General features: G+C 64.8%; 17 protein-coding genes. 13 read left to right on the top strand and 4 right to left on the bottom strand.

Annotation, left to right across the window (positions count from 1 at the left end; translation table 11 throughout):
• Positions 1-40: 40 nt before the first annotated feature.
• Both VGN72_17480 and VGN72_17475 read right to left on the bottom strand, forming a co-directional pair.
• Positions 41-1,132: a M14-type cytosolic carboxypeptidase gene (locus VGN72_17480; GenBank protein HEV7301162.1), complete on the bottom strand. Its 1,092-nt coding sequence runs from the start codon at positions 1,130-1,132 to the stop codon at positions 41-43.
• A gap of 96 nt (positions 1,133-1,228) precedes the next feature.
• Positions 1,229-2,356 (bottom strand): substrate-binding domain-containing protein, encoded by a 1,128-nt coding sequence (locus tag VGN72_17475; protein HEV7301161.1) that lies wholly within the window; start codon positions 2,354-2,356, stop codon positions 1,229-1,231.
• Between the two features lie 284 nt (positions 2,357-2,640).
• Here VGN72_17475 and VGN72_17470 point away from each other — a divergent pair, with 284 nt between their 5' ends.
• The 3 genes from VGN72_17470 to VGN72_17460 all read left to right on the top strand — a co-directional run bounded on the left by VGN72_17470 (position 2,641) and on the right by VGN72_17460 (position 6,497).
• Positions 2,641-3,504: a prepilin-type N-terminal cleavage/methylation domain-containing protein gene (locus VGN72_17470; GenBank protein ID HEV7301160.1), complete on the top strand. Its 864-nt coding sequence runs from the start codon at positions 2,641-2,643 to the stop codon at positions 3,502-3,504.
• A gap of 141 nt (positions 3,505-3,645) precedes the next feature.
• A complete protein-coding gene (locus VGN72_17465; GenBank protein HEV7301159.1) occupies positions 3,646-4,497 on the top strand; it encodes a PEP-CTERM sorting domain-containing protein in 852 nt (283 codons plus the stop codon).
• A gap of 206 nt (positions 4,498-4,703) precedes the next feature.
• Positions 4,704-6,497 (top strand): glycoside hydrolase family 2 TIM barrel-domain containing protein, encoded by a 1,794-nt coding sequence (locus VGN72_17460; protein HEV7301158.1) that lies wholly within the window; start codon positions 4,704-4,706, stop codon positions 6,495-6,497.
• Between the two features lie 185 nt (positions 6,498-6,682).
• On the opposite strand, the gene VGN72_17455 is transcribed toward VGN72_17460, so the two are convergent.
• Positions 6,683-7,168: a VOC family protein gene (locus VGN72_17455; GenBank protein ID HEV7301157.1), complete on the bottom strand. Its 486-nt coding sequence runs from the start codon at positions 7,166-7,168 to the stop codon at positions 6,683-6,685.
• Between the two features lie 390 nt (positions 7,169-7,558).
• On the opposite strand from VGN72_17455, the gene gdhA reads away from it, so the two are divergent.
• The 6 genes from gdhA (at position 7,559) to VGN72_17425 (ending at position 18,021) form a co-directional block, all read left to right on the top strand.
• The gene (gene gdhA / locus VGN72_17450; protein ID HEV7301156.1) at positions 7,559-8,896 is read left to right on the top strand and encodes an NADP-specific glutamate dehydrogenase; all 1,338 of its coding nucleotides are present in this window, start codon (positions 7,559-7,561) and stop codon (positions 8,894-8,896) included.
• 60 nt (positions 8,897-8,956) lie between these two features.
• A complete protein-coding gene (locus tag VGN72_17445) occupies positions 8,957-9,271 on the top strand; it encodes a multidrug efflux SMR transporter (protein ID HEV7301155.1) in 315 nt (104 codons plus the stop codon).
• A gap of 249 nt (positions 9,272-9,520) precedes the next feature.
• Positions 9,521-10,567: a LacI family DNA-binding transcriptional regulator gene (locus VGN72_17440; GenBank protein HEV7301154.1), complete on the top strand. Its 1,047-nt coding sequence runs from the start codon at positions 9,521-9,523 to the stop codon at positions 10,565-10,567.
• A gap of 149 nt (positions 10,568-10,716) precedes the next feature.
• Positions 10,717-11,526 carry a PEP-CTERM sorting domain-containing protein gene (locus VGN72_17435; GenBank protein ID HEV7301153.1) on the top strand — a complete coding sequence of 270 codons (810 nt, stop codon included), beginning with the start codon at positions 10,717-10,719 and terminating at the stop codon, positions 11,524-11,526.
• A gap of 108 nt (positions 11,527-11,634) precedes the next feature.
• Complete coding sequence (locus VGN72_17430; GenBank protein ID HEV7301152.1) at positions 11,635-12,525, top strand: type II secretion system protein; 891 nt, start codon at positions 11,635-11,637, stop codon at positions 12,523-12,525.
• A gap of 192 nt (positions 12,526-12,717) precedes the next feature.
• Positions 12,718-18,021 (top strand): hypothetical protein, encoded by a 5,304-nt coding sequence (locus VGN72_17425; protein HEV7301151.1) that lies wholly within the window; start codon positions 12,718-12,720, stop codon positions 18,019-18,021.
• Between the two features lie 190 nt (positions 18,022-18,211).
• Here VGN72_17425 and VGN72_17420 read toward each other — a convergent pair whose 3' ends face one another.
• The gene (locus VGN72_17420) at positions 18,212-19,375 is read right to left on the bottom strand and encodes a substrate-binding domain-containing protein (GenBank protein ID HEV7301150.1); all 1,164 of its coding nucleotides are present in this window, start codon (positions 19,373-19,375) and stop codon (positions 18,212-18,214) included.
• 211 nt (positions 19,376-19,586) lie between these two features.
• Between VGN72_17420 and VGN72_17415 the strand changes: the two genes are divergently transcribed.
• The 4 genes from VGN72_17415 to VGN72_17400 are packed head-to-tail and all read left to right on the top strand — an operon-like array spanning position 19,587 to position 25,007.
• Positions 19,587-20,438, top strand: coding sequence for a hypothetical protein (locus VGN72_17415; GenBank protein ID HEV7301149.1), 852 nt, complete (start codon positions 19,587-19,589; stop codon positions 20,436-20,438).
• Between the two features lie 57 nt (positions 20,439-20,495).
• A complete protein-coding gene (locus VGN72_17410) occupies positions 20,496-22,109 on the top strand; it encodes an FAD-dependent oxidoreductase (protein HEV7301148.1) in 1,614 nt (537 codons plus the stop codon).
• A gap of 45 nt (positions 22,110-22,154) precedes the next feature.
• Positions 22,155-22,955 (top strand): prepilin-type N-terminal cleavage/methylation domain-containing protein, encoded by an 801-nt coding sequence (locus tag VGN72_17405; GenBank protein HEV7301147.1) that lies wholly within the window; start codon positions 22,155-22,157, stop codon positions 22,953-22,955.
• 60 nt (positions 22,956-23,015) lie between these two features.
• The gene (locus tag VGN72_17400) at positions 23,016-25,007 is read left to right on the top strand and encodes a glycoside hydrolase family 16 protein (GenBank protein HEV7301146.1); all 1,992 of its coding nucleotides are present in this window, start codon (positions 23,016-23,018) and stop codon (positions 25,005-25,007) included.
• Positions 25,008-25,487 lie beyond the last annotated feature (480 nt).

Here is a 25,487-nt window from a genome sequence, read left to right as displayed (position 1 = left end):
CGGATCGATGTCCTAGATCTTGAACGCGCCGGGCCCACCGCTATTGGATGAACCGGCCCATCGCGCGGGCAAGATCGGCGCCGAGGGCGCGGGCGCGGCCGGGCGTCATCTGCACGCCGGTGGCACGGGAGTAGGGGATCTCGACGGACACCGCCGCCTGGCAGGCCGGTGCTGTCACGCAGATGTGCCGGGAGAGGGTGCGCGCTTGCGCGTTGTTGTTCCACTCGACACCGAAGGGAAGGTACGCCGCCGCCCACAGCGGCACCTCACCGCGGCGCGATCGCTCGATGACCTGGGCCAGTTCGAGCGCGGCCGCGTCCCACGGTGGTGGCGGGCCGACGACGTAGAAATCCTCGTTCCGCTCGCCGCGGATCCACGGGCAATGCAGGTCGAGGCCCACGCGCAGACGGTCGCGTTCCCGGGCGACCACGGCGATCACCGCCCGCGTTGTTGCGTACAGTGGCTCATCGATATAGTCGCGGTTGTGGTCGTGCGGCGCGCGCAACTTGCCCTGGTCTCCGGCCTCCACGCCGTCCTTGTCGACGAACGGGATCGCCAGCACGTCCACCGCCTCTCGCAGGCGGGCCGCCTCGGGCGAACCGTCGGCAAGCCAGAAGTCGAGGATGCCTTCCAGCACGTAGCTCGCCATCGATTCGCACGCGTGCGTCCGCGCCGTCAGCAGGACGACGTGCTGGCCCGTCCTTGAGCGTAGCCGCAATAGCTCCGCATCGCGGCCGGCTTCGGTGCGCGTGAGCACCGACTGCTCGATCGCCGGGCGGCCGGCGAGGAACGACCGCAGGTGGCTCTGCACGTACGGGACGCCCATCGCGAAGAACGCCTCGTTCACGTCGTCGGGGAACGTGAAGGTGAACCCGTTGTCCTCGACGACCTCGCGTCCGAGCCACCGCCAGTTCGCGCCGTCCACGCTGTAGCACGGTCCGTCGGCCGTGAAGACGTCGCCGTTCGTGAAGGTGAAGCGCACGGTCCGTCCGGCGGCGCCGCGGATGCGAAAGTGCCAGTGGAACCACCACTCCGTGGTGGAGCGCAGGTCCTGCTGCAGCCGCACCGCCTCGCCATCCAAGGATTCGACCGTGATGTTTCCCCCGGGGAAGTCAGTATCAAGCTCAATCATGCAGGCTCCCTTAGATGCGGGCGAAATGCGATCGGCGGTCACACTCGATGTACTATACCCGTAACTGAAACGGCGTGCCGCTGCACAAACGCTGCATCAGGGCCGTCGCGACCGCGCGGCACGATAGGCGGTAGGGGAGATCCTCATCGTCGCGATGAAGGCGGTGCTGAAGTGGTTGGCGTACGCGAAGCCCAACTCGCGAGCGATTGCATGGATTGGCAGGTCGCCCTCGGTCAGGAGCACGCACGCGCGCTCGATGCGCAGGCGGCGCTGCTCGCTCGCCGGGGAGGTCCCGACGAGGTCACGAAAACGGCGCTCGAGCGTGCGGCGAGTCATCGATAGCCCGTCGGCCAGTTCGCCGACGGTCATGCGCATGCCCTCGGCGGTGCGCATCACCTGCAGCGCGTGGGTGACCTCCGGATCGTCGACCACGTTGATCTGCGTCGACCCCCGGCGCATGACGCTCGACGGCGGCACGCGCGTCAGTGGCGCCACCGGCCGTCCGTCGATCAACGCGTGAAGCGACGCCGCCGCCAGATTGCCGATCTGGCGCCACGGTAACGCGATGCTGCTGAGGGACGGGGACGCCTGTGCGACGATGCTGTCGATGTCGTCACATCCCAGGACCGCAACCGCATTGGGGACGCTGAGGCCGGCGCGGTCACAGGCGCGAATGAGCCAGAGCGCTGAGTCGTCGTCGAAGCAGAAGAAGCCGATCGGCTTGGGCAGATCGCGCAATCGCCCGAGCACGGCGGCCGGTTGCCACAGTTCGGCGGCGTTGAGGAGCGGCATGTTACCAACGGGAAACCCAAGTTCGGCCAGGCGTTCGAGAAACCCTTCCACGCGTTCGCCGGGCTGATCGTCGGCGCTCTTCACCGCGCCGAACTGGCGCAGGCCCCGTTCGATCAGGTGGTCGGCCGCCAGTCGCCCGATCGCGCGGTCGTCGGTCTGAATCGTGGTGACGTCGGCGGCATGAGCGGTGTTGGAAACGTTGATGATCGGGCAGCCCAAGCCGCGTGCCACCTTGAGCAGTGCCGCGTCCCAGATCATGAAGACAGCGCCATCGTACCCCCTGTTTGGCACGAAGCCCTCGCGGGCTGAACTCCATGGGATGACCGACACGCTGCCCCAGCGTGCCGTGTGCGCGTAGTCGGCACAACCGATCAGCAGTTCCCGACCGATCAGTGTCTCCACGGCAACGGCGATATGGGGCGGGTTACTCATCGCGCTGGCTTTGTCGCAAAAACGTATCGATTATGTCGCAGGGGTATATGGGCGATCCACCAAACGTGGTGCATTATCTTTATACGTGAATTTCAACGAAAAATCAGAATCGGGACCAAGTCGCTATGCTGCTTGCCGACGACCTGATCAGCTCGGTTGAGGAGTTTGTTGGCTAAATCTGCGACGCGATTGCGTAGGATCGGTTTTCTGCCGGCATTGTCTGCTGGCGAGCGACCTTTTGCAGGGTGGAGGCGGTCATGATCGGTAAGGTCACGCGCGGATCAATGCGAACCCTTCCAGGCAACAACAGTGGCAGGGCGGCCTTCACGCTGGTCGAACTACTGGTAGTCATCGGGATCATCGCCCTGTTGATCTCGATGCTGCTGCCGGCGCTGAACAAGGCGCGCAGGTCGGCGCAGCTTATCGCCTGCTCCAGCAACCTGCGGCAGATCGGGATGGGGTTCGTCATCTACGCGCAGAACAACCGCAACAACCTCCCCGTGCTGGTGCGCGACGACCGGATCTTCAACGGCGTCAAGCAGCACCGCAACCCGATGTTCGCAGGTCCCAATCTCGAGCAGGCGCTGGCGCCGATCACGGGCGCCAAATCGACCGATGCCCGCGTCGCAGGCGGCATCTGGCTGTGCCCATCGGCCAGTGGGCTGTTCATCAATCCGCCCGGTTGGGGCTACGCGACCGACGCCAATCCCGGCGCGTTTGCTAACAACGCCTACAGCGGGCTCGCGTGGCATTTCTGGTACTCGACGACGTCGATGATCTACGACAACGGCTCGACGCTGAACAACGATCCCAGCGCGTTCTACGCGTCGTGGCGATCGACGTTCTTCCGCCCGTACCAGACGCAGACGCCGATCCAGTTCTGCTCACGCATCGCCTTCACGAACAACCCGGCCGAGCAAGGTTATCACGGGGCCGATGGACGGCCCACGGTCTTCCTGGACGGTCACGTCGCGGTGTTGCGGAAGTCGTTTTACATGGGCCGTGATAAGGACCCGAACCTGAACGGCGCCATCAACAATGCGCGGACCACCTTTCCCGACGGCCGGACCGTTCATCAGTGGACCGGCGTTGGTAACGATAGCTGGATGGCTCCGCAAAGCGCGCGGTTCGCGCTGTCGGAGTACTGATTGACGCGCACTGTGATTACGCCCGCGGAGATCGCTGGGCAGATCGACCGAAAACGATGCCGGACGTACCCGGCCGACCTGAGGGGGCGCTGCTGTTGGTACAGCGGCACTTGATGAGTTTTTTTGTCTCTCGGAGGATGAATGTTTCTCGGAAAATGGTTCAATATCGCGACGTTCGGCCTGCTTTCGGTCGCAACGACGACCGGCGCCACGCACGCGGCGGTTCTCACGCTGAATTCCAACGCGGACGTGACAATCGTTAGCCGGCCAAACCAGGATTACTTCAACGCGGCCAACTATGGCGCGCGCAACGACCTTCAGATCAACAGCTACGCCGAGTACAACACGCTGCAGCGTTTTGACACGGCGGGTCTGGCTGCGCTCACCGGCGCTACCATTAATTCGGTGACGCTGAACTTCACCGTGGCCACGGGCAACACCGCGACGTTCAACAATGCCAACCTGAAGCTGGCCCAACTGACGGCCGCAAACTCGGGATGGCAGCAGGGCAACGGTGGGGGCCAGGGTAGCTTCAGCTCGTCCGGTGCCACGCTCTACCTTGCTAATCGCACGGCCGGTACCGGTTATGAAGGCAATCCGGGCGGCACGGGCACGGCTTGGGCCAGCAGTAGCGCTGGGGGACCGCTGGTGAACTTTTACGCCGCCGACCAGTTCCAGGGCAACGCCGCAACGGTCTACACCTTCAACGGCACCACTGGCACGTACGCGGCGGGCACTACGTTCAGCTTGACGTTGAACAACAACGTCGTCACCAACTGGATGAGCGATCCCAATCTCGCTGCGGCCGGCCTCCTGTTGATCGCCAACGGGGGTGGCGTCAGCGGCGGCGTCTTCGCTAGTTCGGAGACGGGTTCCGGCCCCACGGTGACCATCGATTACACGGCCGCCGCCGTTCCTGAGCCGACCGCAATGGCGGTCCTCGGCCTGGGCGCTGCGATCGCCATGGTTCGCAAGCGAACGCGGACCGCTTGAGGCGGACGAGCACGGAAAAGACCGAGAAGGCGGCTTGGATCTCCAAGCCGCCTTCGATCTTGTGTACGACGAGCGGCATTTCGAGATGACAATGCCGCGCAACCGTTTACGATCGGCGATCACGGGAGCGGCAGGCCCGTTCAGAGATGTCCGCCGAATGATCGGTGTACTTGCCAGAACATGTTAATTGCCGGAGCGAGCTGAAGATGTCGACCATTCGTGCCGAATACCCGCGTCCCCAGTTCGTTCGGGCCGACTGGCTCTGCCTGAACGGCCCATGGCAGTTCGAGATCGATCAAGGTGACAGCGGCATTGAACGCGGCCTAGTGACGAGCGATCTGGCGGGCCAAATAACCGTGCCGTTCTGTCCGGAATCGCCACTGTCGGGCATTGGCAACACAGATTTTCTTCAGGCCGTCTGGTACCGGCGCACAGTGACGATACCAGCGGCATGGGCGGGGCGGCGCGCGTTGCTGCACTTTGGTGCGGTCGATTACGACGCTACCGTGTGGGCCAACGGGGTCGAGGTGGCCCGTCACCGCGGGGGTTTTACGCCGTTCTCGGCCGATTTGTCGATCGTGGCCCAACCGGGCGATGCGGTGACGATCGTCGTGCGTGCTCGCGATCCGCATCGCCGCCCGATGCCGTTGGGTAAGCAGTCGCCCGAGTACGCGAACGCCGGGTGCCTGTACACGCGCACGACCGGCATCTGGCAGACCGTGTGGATGGAACCAGTGCCAGACTGCCACCTTCAGCGGCCGCGCATCACGCCGGACGTGGCGAACGACCGGTTCATGCTCGTGCAACCGATCTTCGGCGCTCGAGCGAGCAAGCGCGTGCGCGCATCCCTGATCGTCGGAGGGCGCACGGTCGCCACCGTCACCCGGCGCACCGATACAGGCATCGCGACGATGCTCGACCTGCCCGTGCCCCAAGCCGATCGGCGCCTCTGGTCGATCGAGGACCCATTCCTATACGACATAAAGCTGGAACTGCTCGACGGTGACGGCGCCGTGTTGGACGCCGCCGACAGCTATTGCGGGTTGCGGTCGATCGCGATCGACGGAATGGCGATTCGCATCAACGGCAAGTCTGTCTTCCAGCGGCTCGTGCTCGATCAGGGCTACTATCCCGACGGCATCCTGACCGCACCCACCGACGACGACCTGAAGCGCGACATCGAGATCTCGATGGCCGCCGGCTTCAATGGGGCTCGCTTGCACCAGAAGGTTTTCGAAGAACGGTTCCTCTACCATGCCGACCGCGCCGGTTACCTCGTCTGGGGCGAGTTCGGCGATTGGGGTTGCAACGTCGGCGGGCCCGATACCGACAACCAGCAGACGACCGCGACCTACGTTACGCAGTGGCTCGAAGCGCTGGAACGCGACTACTCCCACCCCTGCATCATCGGCTGGTGCCCGCTCAACGAGACGCATCAACGGCTGCACGACCGCATCACGGTGCTCGACGACGTGACGCGCGCGATGTTCCTGGCCACGAAGGCGTTCGACCCCATCCGGCCCGTTCTGGATACGTCAGGCTACGCGCATCGCGTGCCCGAATCGGACGTCTACGACGTGCACGACTACGCCCAAGACCCCGCGATCCTCGCGGCCAACCATGTCGGGCTGGCGGACGGCCAACCGATGATCAACGGCGGCAAGCCGGGCCAGACGCCGATGTCGATCGCCTATCGCGGCCAACCGTTCTTCGTGAGCGAGTTTGGCGGCATTCGCTGGAACCCGGATGCCAAGCCTGGCGACGACTCGTGGGGCTATGGCCCTGGACCGCAGACGCTGGACGAGTTCCACGCTCGCTTCGAGGGCCAGTGCCAGGTGCTGCTCGGCAACGAGCGGATGTTCGGGTATTGCTACACGCAGCTGACCGACGTGTACCAGGAGCAGAACGGCATCTACCGGTTCGACCGACGCCCTAAGTTTAACGTCGACCGCATCCGATCTGCGCAGAACAAGCCTGCCGCGATCGAGCGTTTGGGCTAAAACGAGGTGCAGGCACTGACTTGCCCCGGCCAGGTCGGGTGGGATCGCATCGACCTGGCCACCGGCAACGCCAATACACGGGCATCAGTGACATCCGCTGGCACGCGTCGGATCGGGCCCGCGATGGTAACCTGTCGCCCGAATTGCGCCGCGCGGGCACGGGACACCCGCCGGCAAACGCGACCTCAACCGCGGCGCGCCGCCTCGATGGCGCCGACGTCGATCTTCCGCATCGTCATCATCGCGTCGAACGCGCGCTTGGCAGCATCTCGGTCGGGATCGGCGATCGCTTCGGTCAGGGCGATCGGAGTGATCTGCCACGACAGGCCCCACCGGTCCCTGCACCAGCCGCAGGCGCTCTCGGCGCCACCGTTGCCGACGATCGCGTTCCAGTAGCGGTCGGTCTCGGCCTGGTCGGCGGTGGCGACCTGGAACGAGAACGCCTCGGTGTGCTTGAACGCCGACCCACCGTTAAGCCCGAGACACGGGATGCCCAGCACGGTGAACTGGACCGTCAGCACGTCCCCTTGTTTGCCCGACGGGTAGTCGCCGGGGGCCCGGTGCACCGCATCGACGGACGAGTCGGGAAAGGTCGCGGCGTAGAACCGCGCCGCGTCCTCGGCGTCGCCGTTGTACCACAGGCAGATCGTGTTCTTCGCTGACTTGGCCATCTCACTTCTCCTGTTAACGTCCACCCGCCGGCCCCTCGCCGGTCGTTCAGCATCGTACTGGCTCGGCCGGCAGGGACGAAGCCTTCTCGGCTCGCTGCGACGATGTACACGAACCAAGCTGTAAGTCTGCCGGGGGGTACCCATATGCAGCACACAACCGCCTTGCCGCAACCTTCGAACCGGCCGTTCAATTCGGGTCGCACGGTTCGGACGAGGTCGATGTGCCCGTTTGCGGTCCGGGAGTCACTGGGGCAGCACTCCAACGCCTCTGCCCGCGTTGCAGAAAAGGACGTTGCCTGATCCACCGATGTAGGGGAGAGTAGGCCGGTCGCATCGACGCGCGTCGATATCAGCGTACGGACACGGCAGCAGTGGCAGGGGCCCATGGACATGGACGAACATTCGCAACTGATCTTACAGAACATCGCCAAGCGCAACCCCGGCGAGCGTGAATTCCAGCAGGCCGCCCGCGAGGTGCTCGAATCGCTCGGACCGGTGCTGGCGAAGCACCCGGTCTTCGCGGACCAGAAGATCATCGAGCGCATCTGCGAGCCGGAACGGCAGATCATCTTCCGCGTGCCGTGGCAGGACGACAACGGCGAGGTGCACATCAACCGCGGGTTCCGCGTCGAGTTCAACAGCGCGCTGGGCCCGTACAAGGGTGGGCTGCGCTTCCACCCGAGCGTGAACCTCAGCATCGTGAAGTTCCTGGGGTTCGAGCAGATCTTCAAGAACGCGCTGACCGGCATGCCGATCGGCGGGGGCAAGGGCGGCAGCGACTTCGACCCCAAGGGCCGCAGCGACCGCGAGATCATGCGCTTCTGTCAGAGCTTCATGACCGAGCTGTACCGACACATCGGCGAGTATACCGACGTCCCCGCTGGCGACATCGGCGTGGGCGGCCGCGAGATCGGGTACCTCTTCGGGCAGTACAAGCGCATCACCAATCGCTACGAGTCCGGCGTCCTTACCGGCAAGGGCTTGGACTACGGCGGCGCACTCGTGCGCACCGAGGCCACGGGCTACGGCCTGGTCTTCTTCACGCAGGAGATGCTCAAGGCCCGCAACGAGACGCTCGACGGTAAGACGTGCATCGTCAGCGGCTCAGGCAACGTCGCGATCTACACGATCGAGAAGGTCCACCAGCTGGGCGGCAAGGTGGTGGCCTGTTCCGATTCCAACGGCGTGATCTACGACAAGGAAGGCATCGACCTAGACCTGCTGAAGCAACTGAAGTCGGTCGAACGGCGGCGCATCAAGGACTATGCCGACGTGCGCGCCCACGCGCATTACCGCGAGGGTGGCAACATCTGGGACATCCCCTGCGACGTCGCGTTGCCCTGCGCCACGCAGAACGAGCTGACCGCGGCCGACGCCAAGCGCCTTTTGGAGAGCGGTTGCACGACCGTCGCCGAGGGGGCCAACATGCCGACCACGCCCGAGGCCGTGCACATGTTCCTCGACGCAAAGATCGCCTACGGCCCCGGCAAGGCCGCCAACGCCGGTGGCGTGGCGACGAGCGCGCTGGAGATGCAGCAGAACGCCTCGCGCGACGCCTGGACGTTCGACTTCACCGAGCAGCGCCTGCAGAAGATCATGACCGACATCCACCGCAACTGCTACGAGACCGCCGCCGAGTACGGCACGCCCGGCAATTACGTGGTGGGCGCCAACGTCGCCGGCTTCTTCAAGGTGGCCCGCGCGATGGTCGCGCTTGGGTTGGTCTAGCGTTTGCCTATCCCCATCGAGCGGCCGTGGTACGCGTGCCGTGCTGGACCGGAAGAGCGCATGCCTTGGGTCTTCATCGTCATTGCCGGCATCTTCGAGGCCCTGTGGGCGATCGGGCTGAAGTACACGCAAGTGTTCACCAAGCCCTTGCCGAGCGTGCTGACGATCCTGGGGATTGCCGCCAGCATGTACCTGCTTTCGGTCGCCGCCCGCACGCTGCCGATCGGAACGGCCTACGCGGTCTGGGTCGGGATCGGCACGGTTGGTGCCGTGATCCTCGGCATGGTCTTCCTCGGCGAACCCGCCACGCCGCTGCGCCTCTTCTTCCTCGCGATGCTCATCACCTCGGTGATCGGGTTGAAGTTCGCAGGATGAGCGGTTGCTCGGCGGCATGCACCCGGCCGCCTACGGCGGCCCGACACGGCATAGCTCCCGACAGCTCGAAGCTTTGACCGAGTTAGCACCCAGACGAAGACCGGCTCCATCGTTCGGCGCTCTCGCTGGATGAATACGCCCCTGTACAAAGTTGAGCAATCTGCTTGACGGCCCCACAATCTTGATGCATATTCATCTCGATAGGAACCCACTTCATCTCGATATGAATTCAGCGATGTCTCGGGCGTTATGGATACTATTCTCGACCAGATCGCGCAGCGCACGGGCCTGTCGAAGCCGACGGTCAAGCAGGTATTGGGTAATCGAGCCCACCTGTACCGCGAACAGACGCGGGCACGCATTTTTCTGGCGGCGGAAGAGTTAGGGTATCGGCGGAACGGCGCGGCGCGGGCGGTGAAGACCGGGCGGTTCGGGGCGGTGGGCTTGTTGACCAGCCGCAATGTCCGCGAGGCGACGATGCCGTTCGACGTGCAGTTCGGCATGCAGCGAGCGCTTCAGGATCACGACCTGCACCTTAGTGTTGGCCAATTGCCCGCCCACGGCGCGCCAGAAGCGGAGATGCCGCGCATCCTGCGCGAGTGGAGCGTCGACGGGTTGCTGATCAGCTACACGTCCGACTATCCCCCTGCCATGATCGAGACGATCGAGCGGTACCGCATACCGTCGGTGTGGGTAAACACAAAGCTGCCGCACGACTGCGTGCATCCCGACGACCTGGCGGCGGGTCAGTTGGCTACGGAGCACCTGTTGCGACTCGGGCATCGCCGGATCGCGTTCGCGACGTTCGACCACTTCCGCCATTACAGCTTCGCCGACCGATTCGCTGGCTACGCAGCCGCCATGAAGGGCGCCGGTCTGCCGCCGATGGACCTGCGCATGTTCATGATCGCGCCGGAACTGACCCCAGCGCCGGGTTGCCTGCGGTCGGCGGGCAAGCGTGCATACTTCCAGCGGTTGCTGGACCGCCCGGACCGCCCGACCGCGTTCGTCACCTACGCGACGGACGACACCGAGTCGCTTGTGTCGCTCGCGTGGAAGATGGGATTGGAGGTTCCGCGCGACCTCTCGATCATCTGCGTGTCCAACAGCGACAGCATGGGCATCCTCGACCTGACGCACCTGCGCCTGCCAGGTGAATCGCTGGGACAGGCCGCGGTCGACCTGCTGGCGGAGAAGCTGTTGGATCCGGCCACGCCGATCCCGCCCCGGGCAGTGGCCCCCTGTTTCGTGAAGGGAGATACCGTTGGGCCCGTGCCGGTTAGCGATCGACCCTGAAACGGCAGCACCGCGGGCGTCAAGACGCGGCACGCGCGACCGATGATGTGTGTCGCGCATCGAAACTCACGTTCCAGACCCTTCCGCCCGGACCGGCGGGTCTTCACATCGCCCTGTGTCCGGACGTTCGATCCATTCGGGAGGAAATCATGAAGAATCGCGTCACCATTATGGCGTTGCCGCTGTTCGTCGCAGCGGGGGCCTTGCAATTTGTGTCGTCGTCGGCGTCGGCGGCGCCGCTGTTCTACGACGGGTTGGACTACACCGCGGGCGCCATCGCCGGAAAAGGCGGGTGGTCCGGGTCCGGCACGGTCGTGAGCGGGAGCCTCGCCTACACCGATGGGCAGGGCAACACGTTGGACACCTCCGGCGGCAAGCTCTCGCAGACCGCACAGAACGCCACGACCAACTTCCCCTATCGCAACCCGGGGACGGGGAACGGTCAGGTGGCAGTGGAGTGGCTCAGCTACCTTCAGCAGAACACGGCCGACGGTGGGGAAAGCGTCGTCGCGATCGGCGTCAACAGCAATAACGACAGGTTCATCGTAGGCACCGATCGCTCGGGTAGCAGCAACATCAAGATGTTCGGCGGCTCGCCTGCCGACACGGGCGTCGACGGTCGTAACGCCAACTTCTTCCTGTACCGACTGGACCTGGTGCTGGGCAAGCTGGAGCTCTGGATGAACCCGAGCCTGGACCTTTCCGGCGCCGACGCCCAGATCGTGGCAGCGCTGGGCACGCCACAGGCGAGCAAGACCTACCAGTTCGGGGCAACCGGCCTCGAACGATTCAACCCGCGGCAGGACGGCGGCAAGTCGTCGCTGACCGACGAGTACCGCGTCGGCCTGACCTACGCGGACGTCACGCCGCACACCGCCGCCGTCCCCGAGCCCGCATCGTTGGCCATCGTCGCCATGGTGGGCGCCGGGCTGCTGGCGCGTCGCCAGCGTCGGTCGTAGCGCAGTTGACCGCTTCACAACGTGCGCCCCTTCAACGAGGCGCGCACGTCCGGTCCATCGGCCGCCCGTGATCGGGTGTCGGCGGAACAAGAGCCTGGAGAGCCCGTCATGCGAAACCAACGCGGATTCACGCTCGTTGAGCTTCTGGTCGTCATCGGCATCATCGCGCTACTGATCAGCATGCTGCTGCCGGCGCTGAACAAGGCCCGGGCGGCGGCAAACGTCGTCGCATGCGCCTCGAACATGCGCCAGATCGGCTTCGCAATGCGCATGTATGCGAACGCCAACGGCGATTCGGTAACCCCGGCGATGACCGATGACAACCGCCATCTCTTCTCGCTGCCCCAGCCCAGCTACGGCTACGTAAAGTGGGACGCGCTGATCGACCGCTACCTGGGCGGCAAGGGCAAGCCTGAAGACTATCGAGTTGGCGCGAACATCGGTGGATCGGGCGTCACGCCCACAGCCAAAGTTTACGCGTGCCCGGCCGACGGCATCGCGCGGACGAACAACCCGCGTTCGTACGCGATGGCGGACGATGTGGGAAAGCGACTTTACACCAACGGTGGGAATGTGAACGCCGCCAGTAACCCAAGTGGCATCGCCGCGGGGACCACGATGAACAGCGGCACCGGATCGGCGGCAAGTCCGTACGCCATCACCAGCCCGCCAAAGTTGTCGCGGATCCGCAACTCGGCTGAGGTCATCATGCTCGTCGAGAAGCACTCGAGCGACAACCGCGTGGGGAGCAGTTCGGCCGTCTCGTGCGACCGGGCAGCCAGGCAGAAGAGCAGGGACGACGGTAGCCAGTACGCGCACGGCTACTTCGCGCATCCCAACAAGCGATGGAATTACCTGTTTGCTGATGGGCACGTCGAATCGCAGGAACCGATCGACACGATCGACCGCAACGACGGCAATCAGGTAAACGGGTTGACGAATCCCAGTAACTTCGGGCTGTCCGGCAAGCGGAAGTGGACGCGAGACCCAAACGACTAATCAGACAACTTCAATGGTCCGCCTGACGATCTTTCGGCGGGGATCCGCCTCCGTGCATCTTCCAGCCGCCGTCGAAGATCGTGCCCGGGATTGGGCGGAGAGCCAGTCCGCAGGGGAGCATGCCCTATGGAAATCCTATACACGGCGACGAGCCTGCGACCGGCAATCCGACCAACAACAAAGAGACCCACCATGGATTCACCCCAACAGCGATTCCTCGCTCGACTGGCCCTGCTTGCCACCGTTGTGCTTGCGCCAAGTTACGGGCTGAGCGCCCCCACTTCCGCCAGCGAATCGAGCTTCAATCAGGCCACCGATAAGGACAAGGCGCCGGGCTGGGCGTTCCCGAATTTTATGTCGCCGGACAAGTCGGCGTCGATCGTCGAAAACGGCAATCGGTTCGTGCGCTTCACCAACGACGACATCACCAAGGTGGCCGGCATGGAGCGGTCGTTTCCGCTGCCGGCGGGCATGAGGTTCGTCATCGTCTCGGCACGCATGCGTACGGAGGGCATCAAGCTGGGCGCCGAGGGTTGGCACGAGCCGCGCATCGCGATGCGCTTCGCCGACGATGCCGGCAACCAGGTGGGCGATTACCCGAACATGCCGGCCCAGCGGACCGATGCTGACTGGACGCAGAAGACCGTCGAGTTGGACGTGCCCGCTGGCGCGACGCAACTCGTGCTGCAGCCCGGCCTCTGGCTGACGGCTGGCACGCTCGATTTGGATGACGTCTCGGTTGAAGCGCACGCGAGCCGTTTGGATCACGTGAGAAGCAAGGTAGCGCCGTTCAAGGACGGCTTCCCGATCGGCCAGTTCGAAGGTGCCGGTGCCAATGGTGTGCCGAACGGCTGGGAAGGTCCCAGCGGCGTGTCGATCGTGCCGGCGGTGCAGTCGACGCGTGTGCAGACCGACCGTCACCCCGACAGCCAGGGGCCGGACGTGCCCGCGTCGCCAGCGGGCAAGGTGTTGAAGATCTTCAGCGACAAGTGGGACTCCGACACGCTGGCGACGACGACGTTCGCCGTCGATTCGGATTGGCAGGAACTGGCGATCGCGTTCAAGATGAAGCCGGAATCGATGAAGCTGGGGCCGGAGATCCGCTCGCCCCAGCCGATGCGCTGGCGGCAGGCCGGCCTGCACGTGGCTTTCATCGGGGCCGATGGCAAGGAGCTGACCGAGGGTGGCGGGTACTTCCTTCAACACCCGCGCGATTGGAACGCGTTCACCACAAGCGTCGGCGTGCCCGATGGTGCCGTCGCGGCCCGGGTGCAGGTGGGGCTGTTCTGGTCGGCCGGAACGATCTACATCGACAACCTGACCATCGTGCCCTCGACGGAACTGCGCCTGGTCGACGCGACGCTGTCGCCCGAGTTGGCCAGCGATTTCGCCCAGAAGCCCGCGGTCGACATCGGCGCGTTCAGGAGTGAGATCTCGCTGAACGGCCTCTGGAAGTTCGTGCCCGCCAGCGGGGTGACGCTGAAGGAGCCGAAGGGGTTCGGGTACGCCAAGGTGCCGGGCGCGTGGAACGGCGACGCCGTCGTGCAGCGCGGCATCGGCAAGAGCTGGCTGCTGTTCAAGGGAAGCGAGGTCGCGCAGGCCTGGTACGAACGGCCGATCAACATCCCGGCCAACTGGGACGGCCGGGCCGTGGTGCTCGATCTCGACCGCGTCAGTACCGATGCGGTGGTGTACCTGGATGGCCAGGAGATGGGTCAGGTGACGTGGCCGGCCGGTCAGGTCGATCTGACGCCGGCGATCGAGCCGGGCGTCGAGCAGACGCTGCGCATCCGCGTGCTGGCGGTGGACGACAAGACCGAGGTCGTGTCGTACATGGGCTATCTGAACGAACCCAAGGCCGCCGCCAAGCTCGACAACCGCGGGTTGATCGGTGACGGCGTCAAATTGCTCAGCCGGCCGCGCGGTGGGCACGTCGCCGACGTCTACGTGCGCCCGAGCACGCGGCTGGACAAGGTCGACGTTGACGTGGAGCTGACCGACGTCACCACCGCCGGGCCGGTGACGTTCATCGCCACCATGCTGGACGAATCCGGCAAGGTCGAAAAGACCTTCGAGACGACCGCGAACGTACAGGCGGCCCCGCGGCAGACCGTGACGGTGTCCTGGCCCTGGGCCGACCCGCGCCTGTGGGACTACCGTCAGCCCAACCGCTATACGATGAAGCTTTCGCTCACCGGCGCGCCGGTGACGGACGAGTACGTGCAGGCGTTCGGCTTCCGCGAGTTCTGGATCGACGGGCGCGACTTCTACCTGAACGGGACGCTCTACAACCTGCGGCCGAACAACCTGCAGTACGGTTCGATGCCTGCCGGCATGTTGCGCGCGGGGTACAACTTCGCCGAACTCTGGCCCGACGACCGCGGCCGCCGTGGAAGTGGGGCGGGGTACGACGACCGCGCGATCGACGAGGCCGACCGCGTCGGCATGCCGATCGCCGCCAAGCTGATGCACATGGGCGACTGGGCGTCGGACATCAAAAAATGGGAGTCGCCCGAGGCCCGCGCCGAGTACCGCCGGCTGATGGAAATTGACCTGCGCCGCTGGCGCAACAACCCATCGGTGGTGATGTGGGCGCACAGTTCCAACGTCTTCCAGTGGACCGGCGACGGCGAGCCGCGCCTGCTGGGCCAGCCGAACGTCAGCAATCACCAGGAGTGGGAACGCCGCCGCGACAACGCGCTGCAGGCGATTGCAATGGCGAAGGAGCTCGACCCCATCCGGCCGATCTACGCCCATCACGGCGCCGATGCGGGCGAGGTCTACACGTCCAACTTCTACTTGAACTTCATTCCGCTGCAGGAGCGCGAGGAGTGGATGGCGCACTGGGCCAAGCACGGCAAGATGCCGTTCATCGCGATCGAGTTCGGCACGCCGCTCTATTCCAGCCTGAACCGCGACAAGGACGGCTACACGCCACAGGGCCATTCCGAGCCAAGTCTGACCGAGTGGATGGCCGTCTACCTCGGCCACGAGGCATACCAATTGGAACCGACCGAGATGCGCAAGATCTTCCTCGAGCGCTATCGCGGCAGCGACAACCACCGTAGCGAGTACGACCCTCACTTGCGCCACAACGGTTACGACCAGATTCTGACCAAGAGCGAGTCCTTCAAGAAGCTCCAGAACCTGTTCTACCGCAACACGTGGCGCAGCTGGCGCACGATGGGCGTGAGCGGCATGGGCATTCCCTGGCACCAGACCGATCCCAACGCGTACCCGGAACTGCCGGCCAACAACAACGACACGCTCGCCTGGATCGCCGGCCCACCCGGTGAGACCGGCGCTGGCACGCCGACCGATCCCGAGGTGCCAAACTTCACGCGGAAGGACCACAACTTCGCGCCGGGCCAACGCGTGGCCAAGCAAATCGTGCTGATCAACGACGCCCGCACGCCGTCGAATTACAACGCGACATGGACGGTTACGATCGACGACAAGCAAGTGGCCGTCGGCGAGAAGGCCGGCGAGCTGGTGGTGGGTGAGAAGCTGTTTCTGCCGGTCGAGTTCGACGTTCCGATTATCGCCGATGCGCGTTCGGCTGGCACGATCACGCTGAACGCGACGATTAGCGACGCCAAGCACACCGACTCGTTCCCGTTCACTGTCTTCGCGCCACAGCCGAAGGCGTCGGGCAGGTTGGCCGTGTTCGATCCGGCGGGTGACACGACCAAGCTCCTGACCGATTTGGGTTATGAAGTAGTGCCCTGGACGACAGGCCAGCCTGAGGGCGACGTCGCGGTCATTGGTCGTCACACGCTTTCGAACCGCAACGTGCCGCCGGGCGATCTTGACCAGTTCGTGAAGGCCGGTGGCCGGTTGATCGTGTTCGGGCAGGACAACGATTGGACGCGCCTGTCGCTGGGGCTGCGCACGGCGCCCCACGTGTCGCGCCGCGTCTTCAAAGTGAACGCTGACCACCCCGTGACGGCTGGTTTGGAGAACGACGATCTACGCGACTGGGCCGGCGAGGGCACGCTCGTCAACGGTTACCCGCACCGGCCTGGCACCGAATGGCTTGATTCCTACGGTTGGCGCTGGGGCAACCGCGGCAGCGTGAGCAGCACCCCGATCGAGAAGCCGCACCACGGCAGCTTCCGGCCGATCCTCGAGTGCGAGTTCGACCTCGCCTACACGCCGTTAATCGAGATGGACTACGGCCGTGGCCGCATCACGCTTTGCACGCTCGACCTGGAAGCGCGTGCGAACGGTTCCGATGCCGCAGCGAACAAGCTGGCGCACCAGGTGATGGAACACGTGCGCGCCGGCGCGATCGCGCCCAAGGCCGATCGCGTCGTCTACGTCGGCAACGACGCCGGCGCGAACCTCCTGGACGATCTTGGCGTTCGATACGACAAGGCCGACGCGATCGATTCGGCCGCCGGGTTGAACGTGCTGGGCGAGGGGGCAGATCTCTCTGGGTTGAAGGCCTTCATCAACAACGGCGGCAAGGCGCTGGTTCTGCCGCGTGATGCCGACAACGCGCCGCCGGGCATGACGATCGAGGCGACGAACGACTACCAGGGTTCGATCACCGTCCCCACCTGGCCCGAGGCGGCCGGCATCAGCCCCGCCGATCTGCACTGGAAGACCGTGCACGATGGTCGACCGATCATCGCCGCGCCTGAAGGCATCGAGATCGCCGCTGACGGTATGCTCGCCCGTCAACCGGGAGCCAAGGGCGGCGTCGCGATCTACGCGCAGGTCGACCCGACCTACCTCCCCGCTGACGAGAAGCACTACTTCCGTTTCACGCGCTGGCGCCAGACGCGAGCGCTGTCGCAACTGCTGGCCAACTTGGGCGCCACGTTCGCCCAAGACGCCAAGTTTGTCGCGCTACTGCAACGGCCGCAACAGGGTTATGCGCTCGCCGGCGAGTGGGACGCGCAGCAGACGGTTGTGCTGCCCGAAAGCCTGTACCGCCAGTGGCACTCGGTCCAACCCATCAGCGACCGTGCCAAGTTGTTGATAGCGAAATCAGCCAACGACGACACGTCAACCGACGGTTGGCAACGGGTGTCAGTTCCAGCCTATCGCGAAAGCTACGGCCCGAAATGGAAGTGGACCGATGGCGAGACGCTCTTCCGCAAGGTGATCGATCTGCCCGATTACATGGCGGGACAAGATATGTTCCTGTCCGTCGGCCGCGTCGACGAGACCGAGGAGACGTTCGTGAACGGCACCAGCATCGGCTCGAGCAAGAGCTGGCTCTTCCCCCGCGGGCACAAGGTGCCGGGCCACCTGCTGAAGCCGGGCAAGAACGTGATCGTCGTCCGCAACTGGGACGAAGGCATCCACGGCGGCATGTGCGGCGCCGCCAGCGCGATCCTCCTTCGATCCATGGCGGCCGACCCCGGCCTGTACCACGCCGATTACCTCTCTGACCAAGTCGATGAATCGACCGACGAGGCTGGCTGGAAGTCAAACTACGAACGCTGGTTCATCGCGGATAATCCCTATCGGTACACCCGATGGTAGCGACCATCACGACGCCGCCTTCCGCGCGCGACCCGAGCCATTGGTTCTCACTGACTGGTACGCGCTGTACCGAACTTACGACGGTGGCAAGAATGGGAAGCTGAGCATCGACGGTACGCTCGTGCCCATCGGCCGCGATTCGCATCACGTGTGACGCTAACGACGGCGACCGGCCTGCGACGGCCGATCTTCAATTTCGCCGGGCCGCATAGCGGTGCCGCCGACGAAACGCCTGGGGCGTCTCAGCAGTTTCGCGCTTGAAGACGAAACTGAACTGCGACGGAAGTGAAAAGCCGCACTCGGCGGCGATGTGCGGCATCTCCCACTCGCTCGTGGCGAGCAACTGCTTGGCACGGTCGATCCGGACACGCATGATCTCGTCATGGATCGTGCGGTCGAGCGCGGCGCGAATCCGCATCTCCAGCGAGCGGCGCGACACGGCCACATGGTTGAGGACATCCTTGACCTTGATGCCCTCCCGAAAGTTCGAACGGATGAAGCGGATCGCGGCCACGACGTCGGGGTCGTCGATCGCGAGCAGGTCGGTCGATTGCCGCGGCACCACGCCGATCGGCCGAACGGTCACCAGGCGTTCGGGCGGCCTGTCCGTCATCATCCACTCGTCGAGCAGGCGGGCCGCCTCGTAACCGATGCGCCGCGGGCCGTGGTCAATGCTGGTTAGCGGCGGGTCGACGAGGCGGCAGATCTCGGTCTCGTTATCCACGCCGAGCAGCGCGACCTGTTCCGGGATGCGCTTGCCGATCAACCGACAGGCGCGCGACACCTCGAGTGCCATGCGGTCGGTCGCCACCATCACACCGGCCGGGGTGGGCAGGGCCGACAGGTCCTGGCGCAGCAGGCGCGAGTTGGCCGACCGTTTGGCGTTGACCACCTCTGCCGTCACGCGCCTCAGGCGGGCCGCCTCCATGAACCCCGCCGCACGGTGTTCCGAGTACACGCCACCTTGGGCCAACACGAAGTACAGGTGCTTCAACCCCAGGTCAGCCAGGTAATGTGCCCCCATCGCCCCGACGGCGTGATTGTCGGCGACGACGGCGACGGGGCTGTCGGGCTCCAGCGGACCGGTCACCTGCACCCGCGGGACCGTGGATCGGCGTGCCAGTTGGCGGATCGACTCAAGCTCAAGCGATACGATCATCCCGTCCACGTGATCGAGCAGGGCCATCTCGTGCTGTGACGTCAACTCGAGGTACAGCTGCCAACGGCGGTGCTGGTCCGCATAGTCCGCAATTCCCTCCAAGATGCGCCGGCCGACGACGTGCTCGGCGTTGATGGCCACCAGGACGCGCTTTGGGGGATCGATCAGGATCGGTTGGCGGGGTGTTCGTGGCATCTGGCATATCCATCGGCAGCCTTACGGGCCGGCGTTGCGCAAATTGTAAAAACAAATGTCAAATGCGCCAATCGCGTGGGGGTGGGGCGGTCATAATTGGTTTATCACGTTCGATGGAGAGCGTCTCACTCATTCAGGTGGAGAAAACGGTATGAACGTACGTCGCAGCCATGCAGTGGTATTGGGAATCGCGGCCTTGGGATTGATGGGTATGGTGAACCGCGCGGACGCCGCGACGGTTACGGAGTTCTTCAACAACTACGGTGACGATGCCACGTTGAAGGGTCTCGGCAGCGCCGGGAACGGGTGGGCTGGCGCTTGGGTGGGCACCGAACCGTCCTCGACGGTCAACGTGCAGGCGCCGCAGTACGACGCCAATGCTTCGCTCGTCTTTAACTCGCCCAACTACGACAATTCGGCCAACGAGACCGGCTCGAACGACGGCGTGGCAACCTTCGGCACCGGCGCCACCGCGGCCCACTATGCGGCTCGATCGCTGCAGACGGGCATGGACGGCACCGTCTGGATCAGCGCGCTATCGCGCTACAGTGCCACCAACGGCGATACGCTCCTCATCCTCGACTCGACCAATGGGCCCGGCTCCCACTTCGTCGCGCTGCGCGATCGCGACGCCGTCATGCGCTCGACCGCCGGCGGGAGCACCCTTACCGACACGAACGAGTTCGGCGCCGGGACGGACAACGTCTACGGGGTCAACAACACGTACCTGTTCCTGGTTCGCATCCAGATGAACGTGTCCGACACCCAGGACCAGATCGACTTCTGGATCTTCGATGACGACGCCACCACGCTGACCATCCCCAGCCTGCCGTCGTCCGAGGCCGCGTTGCCGGCCACGCCGAGCTTCAGCAGGCTGGGTGATCTTTACGGGGCCACGTTCGACGCGATCGGTGTGGCGTTCGAGGGCGCGGGGTCGCAGTTCGACGCGATCCGCATCAGCAACGACGCCGACGGCTTCGCACGGGTGACGGCGGTGCCGGAACCGACGGCGCTGGGCGTTGCGGCGCTCGGCCTGCTGGCGCTGCGCCGCCGGCGCCACTAACGCGCAACGATCGACTTACGAAATGGCCTGACGTCTTCTTTTCCTGGTGTACGTCCGATGACAAGCCTAACCCAGTTGCCGAACCTGCGTTACTTCAACCCCGTGCCGCGCCTTGCAGCGCCGCCGGTGATTCACGTGGACGTGTGCGTGTACGGCGCCACCGCCGCCGGTGTGGTGGCGGCAGTTGCGGCGCGGCGGTTGGGGCGAACGGTGGCGCTGGTGGCGTGGGACGGGCACGTCGGGGGGCTGAGCAGCGGGGGGTTGGGATCGACCGACTACGGCAAGAAGGACTGCATCGGCGGCATCTCGCGCGAGTTCTACAAGCGCCTGGGCGCCTACTACGAGCACCCCGAGGGCGAGGCCTGGGCCTTCGAACCGAAGGTCGCCGAACGCATCTTCCGCGACATGCTGGACGAGGCCGACGTGCAGCCGCGCGTCGACCAGCACCTGGTGGCCGTGCGTAAGACCGGCAGCCGCATCGACGCGATCGAGATGAGCGACGGCACGGTTTACCGCGCCAGCGTCTTCATCGACGCCACCTACGAAGGCGACTTGCTGGCGATGGCGGGCGTCTCGTACCACGTCGGGCGCGAGGCGAACACCGTGTATCGCGAGACGCTGAACGGCATTCACTTCGGTCACCCGAACCACAACTTCCGCGCGTTCATCGACCCGTATCGCGTCGAAGGCGACCCGGCCAGCGGCCTGATCCCGCTCGTGCAGGACGCCGCCCCCGGCGAGCAGGGCGCCGGTGACGCCTGCGTGCAGGCGTACAACTTCCGCATGTGCCTGAGCGACGTCCCCGCCAACCGCCGGCCATTCCCAAAGCCCGCCAACTACGACGCCGGCCGCTACGAGCTGATGCGCCGCTACCTCGCGGCGGGCATGTGGGACGTGATGTGGCTGACCAGCCGCATGCCCAACGGTAAGACCGACACGAACAACTGGGGCGGCATCGCCAGCGACCACATCGGCGCCAACTACCGCTGGCCCGACGGTAGCTACGCCGAGCGCGAGGCGATCTTCCAGGACCACGTGAGTTACATCGCAGGCCTGTTCTACTACCTGCAGAACGATGAATCTGTGCCCGACCACGTGCGGCACGAGATGGGCAAGTGGGGCCTGCCGCTCGACGAGTTCGAGGCGAGCGGTGGCTTCCCGTCGCAACTGTACGTGCGCGAGGCCCGCCGCATGATCGGCCGGACGGTGGTCACCGAGCACCATTGCCGCCACATGCAGAAGGACACCGATGCCGTCGGCCTGGCGACCTACATGATGGACTCGCACAACTGCCGGCGACTGGTGGTCGGCGGGCGCGTGTTGAACGAGGGCAACGTCGAGGTGCCACCGGAACAGCCGTACTCGATCTCGGTGCGCGCGATCACGCCGCACGCCGAGCAGTGCAGTAACCTGGTCGTCCCCGTCTGCCTGTCGGCCAGCCACATCGCGTTCGGCTCGATCCGCATGGAGCCGGTCTTCATGGTGCTCGCCCAGTCGTCGGCCCACCTGGCCCACCTGGCGATCGAGCGGCGGTGCGATGTCGTTGACGTGCCCTACGAACAACTGCAGAGCGAACTGCTGGCCGCTGGCCAGGTGCTGCAATGGCCCCCAGCGCCAACAGCGCCGAACAATGGCAAAGCAAAGGCGATGCAAACGGCCGGCACGCACTAACCGAATCGAACGTGCGCTCATCAAACGAGCGCAGTGGAGACGAGCATGTTGAAGCGAAACAAGAACGGATTTACGTTGGTCGAACTGCTCGTGGTGATCGGCATCATCGCGCTGCTGATTTCGATCCTGCTGCCGGCGCTCAACAAGGCCCGCATTGCGGCCTACACGACGGCATGCATGTCCAACCAGCGGCAGATCCTGCTCGCAATCCAGATGTACGCCAACGACGACAAGGGGAATTATCCGGCCGATCGCGTCCTGCTGCCCAATCCGAACAACCTTGCGACCACCGCGAACTTCGAGTGGTTCACGAAGCCGTTCGTGGGCAAATACATGGCCACCCAGACTGACCTGCCGCACTACACTACGTCGAAGATCTTCTTCTGCCCCGCAACCGATTTCACAACCTCGGCGACGCAACCGCGGCTGTACGGTGGCAATCTCGGCATCGGCTACAACTGCCACCCCGACGCGCGCCTGTGGAAGCCAGATCGATCTTCTCCAGGGAGGCCTCCGGCAAAGCTGGGCACGATTCGCGAGCCGTCGCAGATGTTGGTGCTGGCCGACGTGGGGGCAGGCACGACCTTGGGCACGGCCAACAATAACCGTTGGGTGCAGTCCTACAACGGTTCGGGCGCCGCGACGCTCAGCACAACGTACGCAACCAACCCGGCATTCGAAGCCATGTCGTACCGTCACGGCCTGCGCGGCAACGTCGGCTTCGCCGATGGTCACGTGGAGACGTTCGCCGCACGTGATCGCGACAATAACTTGCTGAACACGCATCGCGACGTCGGCTTGGACGACGCCATCGACCGCAATCAGGTCCGCTTCATCGCCAAGTAGCAGCCGCGGGCAAAGCGGTGCCCAAGTTTGTCCCACCAAAGCAGTTCAACGAGATCTCGTATGATGTCCGTCCTTCGCACGTTCCTTGCCATCACCGCGCTAACCGTTTCGTTCTGCCATGCCGCCGATCCGGCCCCACGGTTGCTGTTTGACCCCGCCGATGCGACGGCGGCATCGCAGTTATCGGCGAACGACACGCTGGGTGATACCAGCTTCGAAGTGCGCGATGGCGGCATCGACGTGACCGTGGTCGCAGGCGGGAAGGCGGGCTTCCCGGGCGTGAAGATTAAGCCGTCGCCGATGTGGGATGCCAGCGGGTACGGGCACATCGAGGCGACCGTGACGAACAGCGGCACCAAGCCGATACGCTTCACCCTGCGCGTCGATGGCGACAAGGCCTCGGCCGGTGAACAGAGCAACGCGAGCGTCGCCGGGATCAAGCCGGGCGAGACGAAAACCGTCTCCACGATCTTCGGGTTCACCAACGGCAAACCCACCTACCCGGTCGATGCGAACGCCGTGGCGGCGGCGCTGATGTTCATCGGCAAGTCGGACGTCGAACAGTCGTTCCGCATCACCGACATCCGAGCGGCCGGGCCGGTGGGGGAGCAGCCCATCGTTGATCCGACCAAGGTCTCGGTGAAGCCGGCAAACGGCGAGTTGCTTGGTGGTCGCGCCAGCTTCGACCCGGCAACGCAACTGGTGGCAACGGGTGGGGCCAAGGTGACGATGGCCAACGGAACCGCGTTCGAGGTGGCCTTCACCGGCGCCAATGGAAAGCTCGCGCTGCGCCCCAAGGTGGGGCTGTGGAATCTTGGCGAACACCTGCAGGTGCGCCTGCGCGTGAAGAACAGCGGCTCGTCGCCCATCTCGCCACGCGTACAGTTGGTCAGCCGCGGCGGACCGTCGGACGTCGCGACGCCTGCCAAGCCCATCGCGCCCGGCAAGGAGGCGGAGATCATCCTGCCGTTCGTCGCCGCGACGCCCTGGCGCGGGCAAGACGTTCCGGCGATGGCCGACGCGGACGCGATCGCGAAGGACTTTCATGGGCAGGAGGGCACCGGCACAAAGTACGCGAGCAACACGACCACGGAGATCGTGATCCTGCCCGACCCGAAGGCGCCCGCCGGTCGCCTGCAGGTGACGGACGTCGTCGCCGGCATGCCCCCTCGCCAACCGCTACCGGCGTGGCTCGGCAAACGCCCGCCGGTGGACGGGAACTGGACCAAGACGTTCGAGGACAACTTCGACGGTGACGCGATCGACCTGACGAAGTGGAATATCTACACCGAGGGCCCGTGGCACCTTGGCAAGGCCACCGCCTACACGAAGGACGGCGTGATCGTGAAGGACGGCAAGTTGACGTTGCGCGTGGAGAAACGACGCGCGCACCACAACGACAACCCGGCGTACCCACTGCACGAGTACGCCACCGGCTGGGCCGACAGCTACGGAAAGTGGACCCAGCGATACGGCTACTTCGAGGCGCGCCTGAAGCTCCCGACCGCCCCCAACGCCTTCACCGCCTTCTGGCTAATGCCCGATCGCGGCATCGACTTCGACCCCAAGGCTGCCGGTCGCGTCAACGGTCAACTGCTGACCCGCAACGACACGAAGGGCGAAGGGATGGAGTTCGACATCATGGAACACCTGTCGGCCTGGGGCCCGTTGCGCCACAACTACGGCTTCTTCTGGGACGGTTACTTCAAGTTCAAGAAGGCGACCGGCAGCATGACGAGCTACTATCAGCCCGACGCTGAGGGCTACCTGACCGTCGGCTTGCTCTGGACGCCCGGCAGTGCGATCCTGTACCAGCAGGGCCAGGAGCGCGCCCGCTGGGAGACCTCGCGCATCGGTTCCCTGCAGTCGTATCTTATCCTGCAGCACATCACCGGCGGGTGGGAGACCGAGGGCGTCGATGACAGCCAGCTCCCGTCCGACCTCATCTTCGACTACGTCCGCGTCTGGCAACGGCAGGACCTGGCGTCCGAGTCCGACGGCCCCAAGCCCAACGACGGCGGGCCGCTCCCTCCAACCCGGAACGTCGAATAACGAACCGCCGGCTCCGGCCGGCGCGGATTGGCACCGCGCTTACAAAGTGCGACGGCTGCGAACCGACGCGGGCCGGCCGGCGCGATCGATCGCGCTACTGTGTTCGTTTCGCAGTAATGTATCTCACCCTCAAGTCGGCATGCTGCTGTCGAGTCATACCATGTCAAAGGCGGAATAAGCCGCACACGTTGTTTGGTTTGCCGAGTCGTCGCTCGACGCCTCCGGGATCTTGCGGTTTCTGTCCCGATCGGCTCGCGATCGCGCCCACGCCATCCGATCGCGGATCGGTTCACAGATTCATCTTGAACATCAGCCGAACTGTCGGTAGTCTTCTCCCACATCGCTGCGCGTCGACCCGGCCTCGTTCGTTTCGTCGCGGGTCGTCGCGATTATGGGGGTGCGATTCCCGCGGGGGAAATTCTCACCTGAACGTATTCACTACCCGGCGGCCCTGCTCGACGACGGCCCGCCTCGAACTCG

It is taken from the genome of Tepidisphaeraceae bacterium, from assembly GCA_035998445.1.
Classification (GTDB): Bacteria; Planctomycetota; Phycisphaerae; order Tepidisphaerales; family Tepidisphaeraceae; genus DASYHQ01.
This window is presented reverse-complemented; position numbering and strand designations above follow the sequence as displayed.

Coding starts and splice junctions, on each gene's coding strand:
- VGN72_17455 (HEV7301157.1), bottom strand. CDS start 7,168: ATGGCCAAGTCAGCGAAGAACACGATCTGCCTGTGGTACAACGGCGAC.
- VGN72_17435 (HEV7301153.1), top strand. CDS start 10,717: ATGAAGAATCGCGTCACCATTATGGCGTTGCCGCTGTTCGTCGCAGCG.
- VGN72_17475 (HEV7301161.1), bottom strand. CDS start 2,356: ATGAGTAACCCGCCCCATATCGCCGTTGCCGTGGAGACACTGATCGGT.
- VGN72_17465 (HEV7301159.1), top strand. CDS start 3,646: ATGTTTCTCGGAAAATGGTTCAATATCGCGACGTTCGGCCTGCTTTCG.
- VGN72_17460 (HEV7301158.1), top strand. CDS start 4,704: ATGTCGACCATTCGTGCCGAATACCCGCGTCCCCAGTTCGTTCGGGCC.
- VGN72_17445 (HEV7301155.1), top strand. CDS start 8,957: ATGCCTTGGGTCTTCATCGTCATTGCCGGCATCTTCGAGGCCCTGTGG.
- VGN72_17400 (HEV7301146.1), top strand. CDS start 23,016: ATGATGTCCGTCCTTCGCACGTTCCTTGCCATCACCGCGCTAACCGTT.
- VGN72_17425 (HEV7301151.1), top strand. CDS start 12,718: ATGGATTCACCCCAACAGCGATTCCTCGCTCGACTGGCCCTGCTTGCC.
- VGN72_17440 (HEV7301154.1), top strand. CDS start 9,521: ATGGATACTATTCTCGACCAGATCGCGCAGCGCACGGGCCTGTCGAAG.
- VGN72_17405 (HEV7301147.1), top strand. CDS start 22,155: ATGTTGAAGCGAAACAAGAACGGATTTACGTTGGTCGAACTGCTCGTG.
- VGN72_17480 (HEV7301162.1), bottom strand. CDS start 1,132: ATGATTGAGCTTGATACTGACTTCCCCGGGGGAAACATCACGGTCGAA.
- VGN72_17410 (HEV7301148.1), top strand. CDS start 20,496: ATGACAAGCCTAACCCAGTTGCCGAACCTGCGTTACTTCAACCCCGTG.
- gdhA (HEV7301156.1), top strand. CDS start 7,559: ATGGACGAACATTCGCAACTGATCTTACAGAACATCGCCAAGCGCAAC.
- VGN72_17415 (HEV7301149.1), top strand. CDS start 19,587: ATGGTGAACCGCGCGGACGCCGCGACGGTTACGGAGTTCTTCAACAAC.
- VGN72_17430 (HEV7301152.1), top strand. CDS start 11,635: ATGCGAAACCAACGCGGATTCACGCTCGTTGAGCTTCTGGTCGTCATC.
- VGN72_17470 (HEV7301160.1), top strand. CDS start 2,641: ATGCGAACCCTTCCAGGCAACAACAGTGGCAGGGCGGCCTTCACGCTG.
- VGN72_17420 (HEV7301150.1), bottom strand. CDS start 19,375: ATGCCACGAACACCCCGCCAACCGATCCTGATCGATCCCCCAAAGCGC.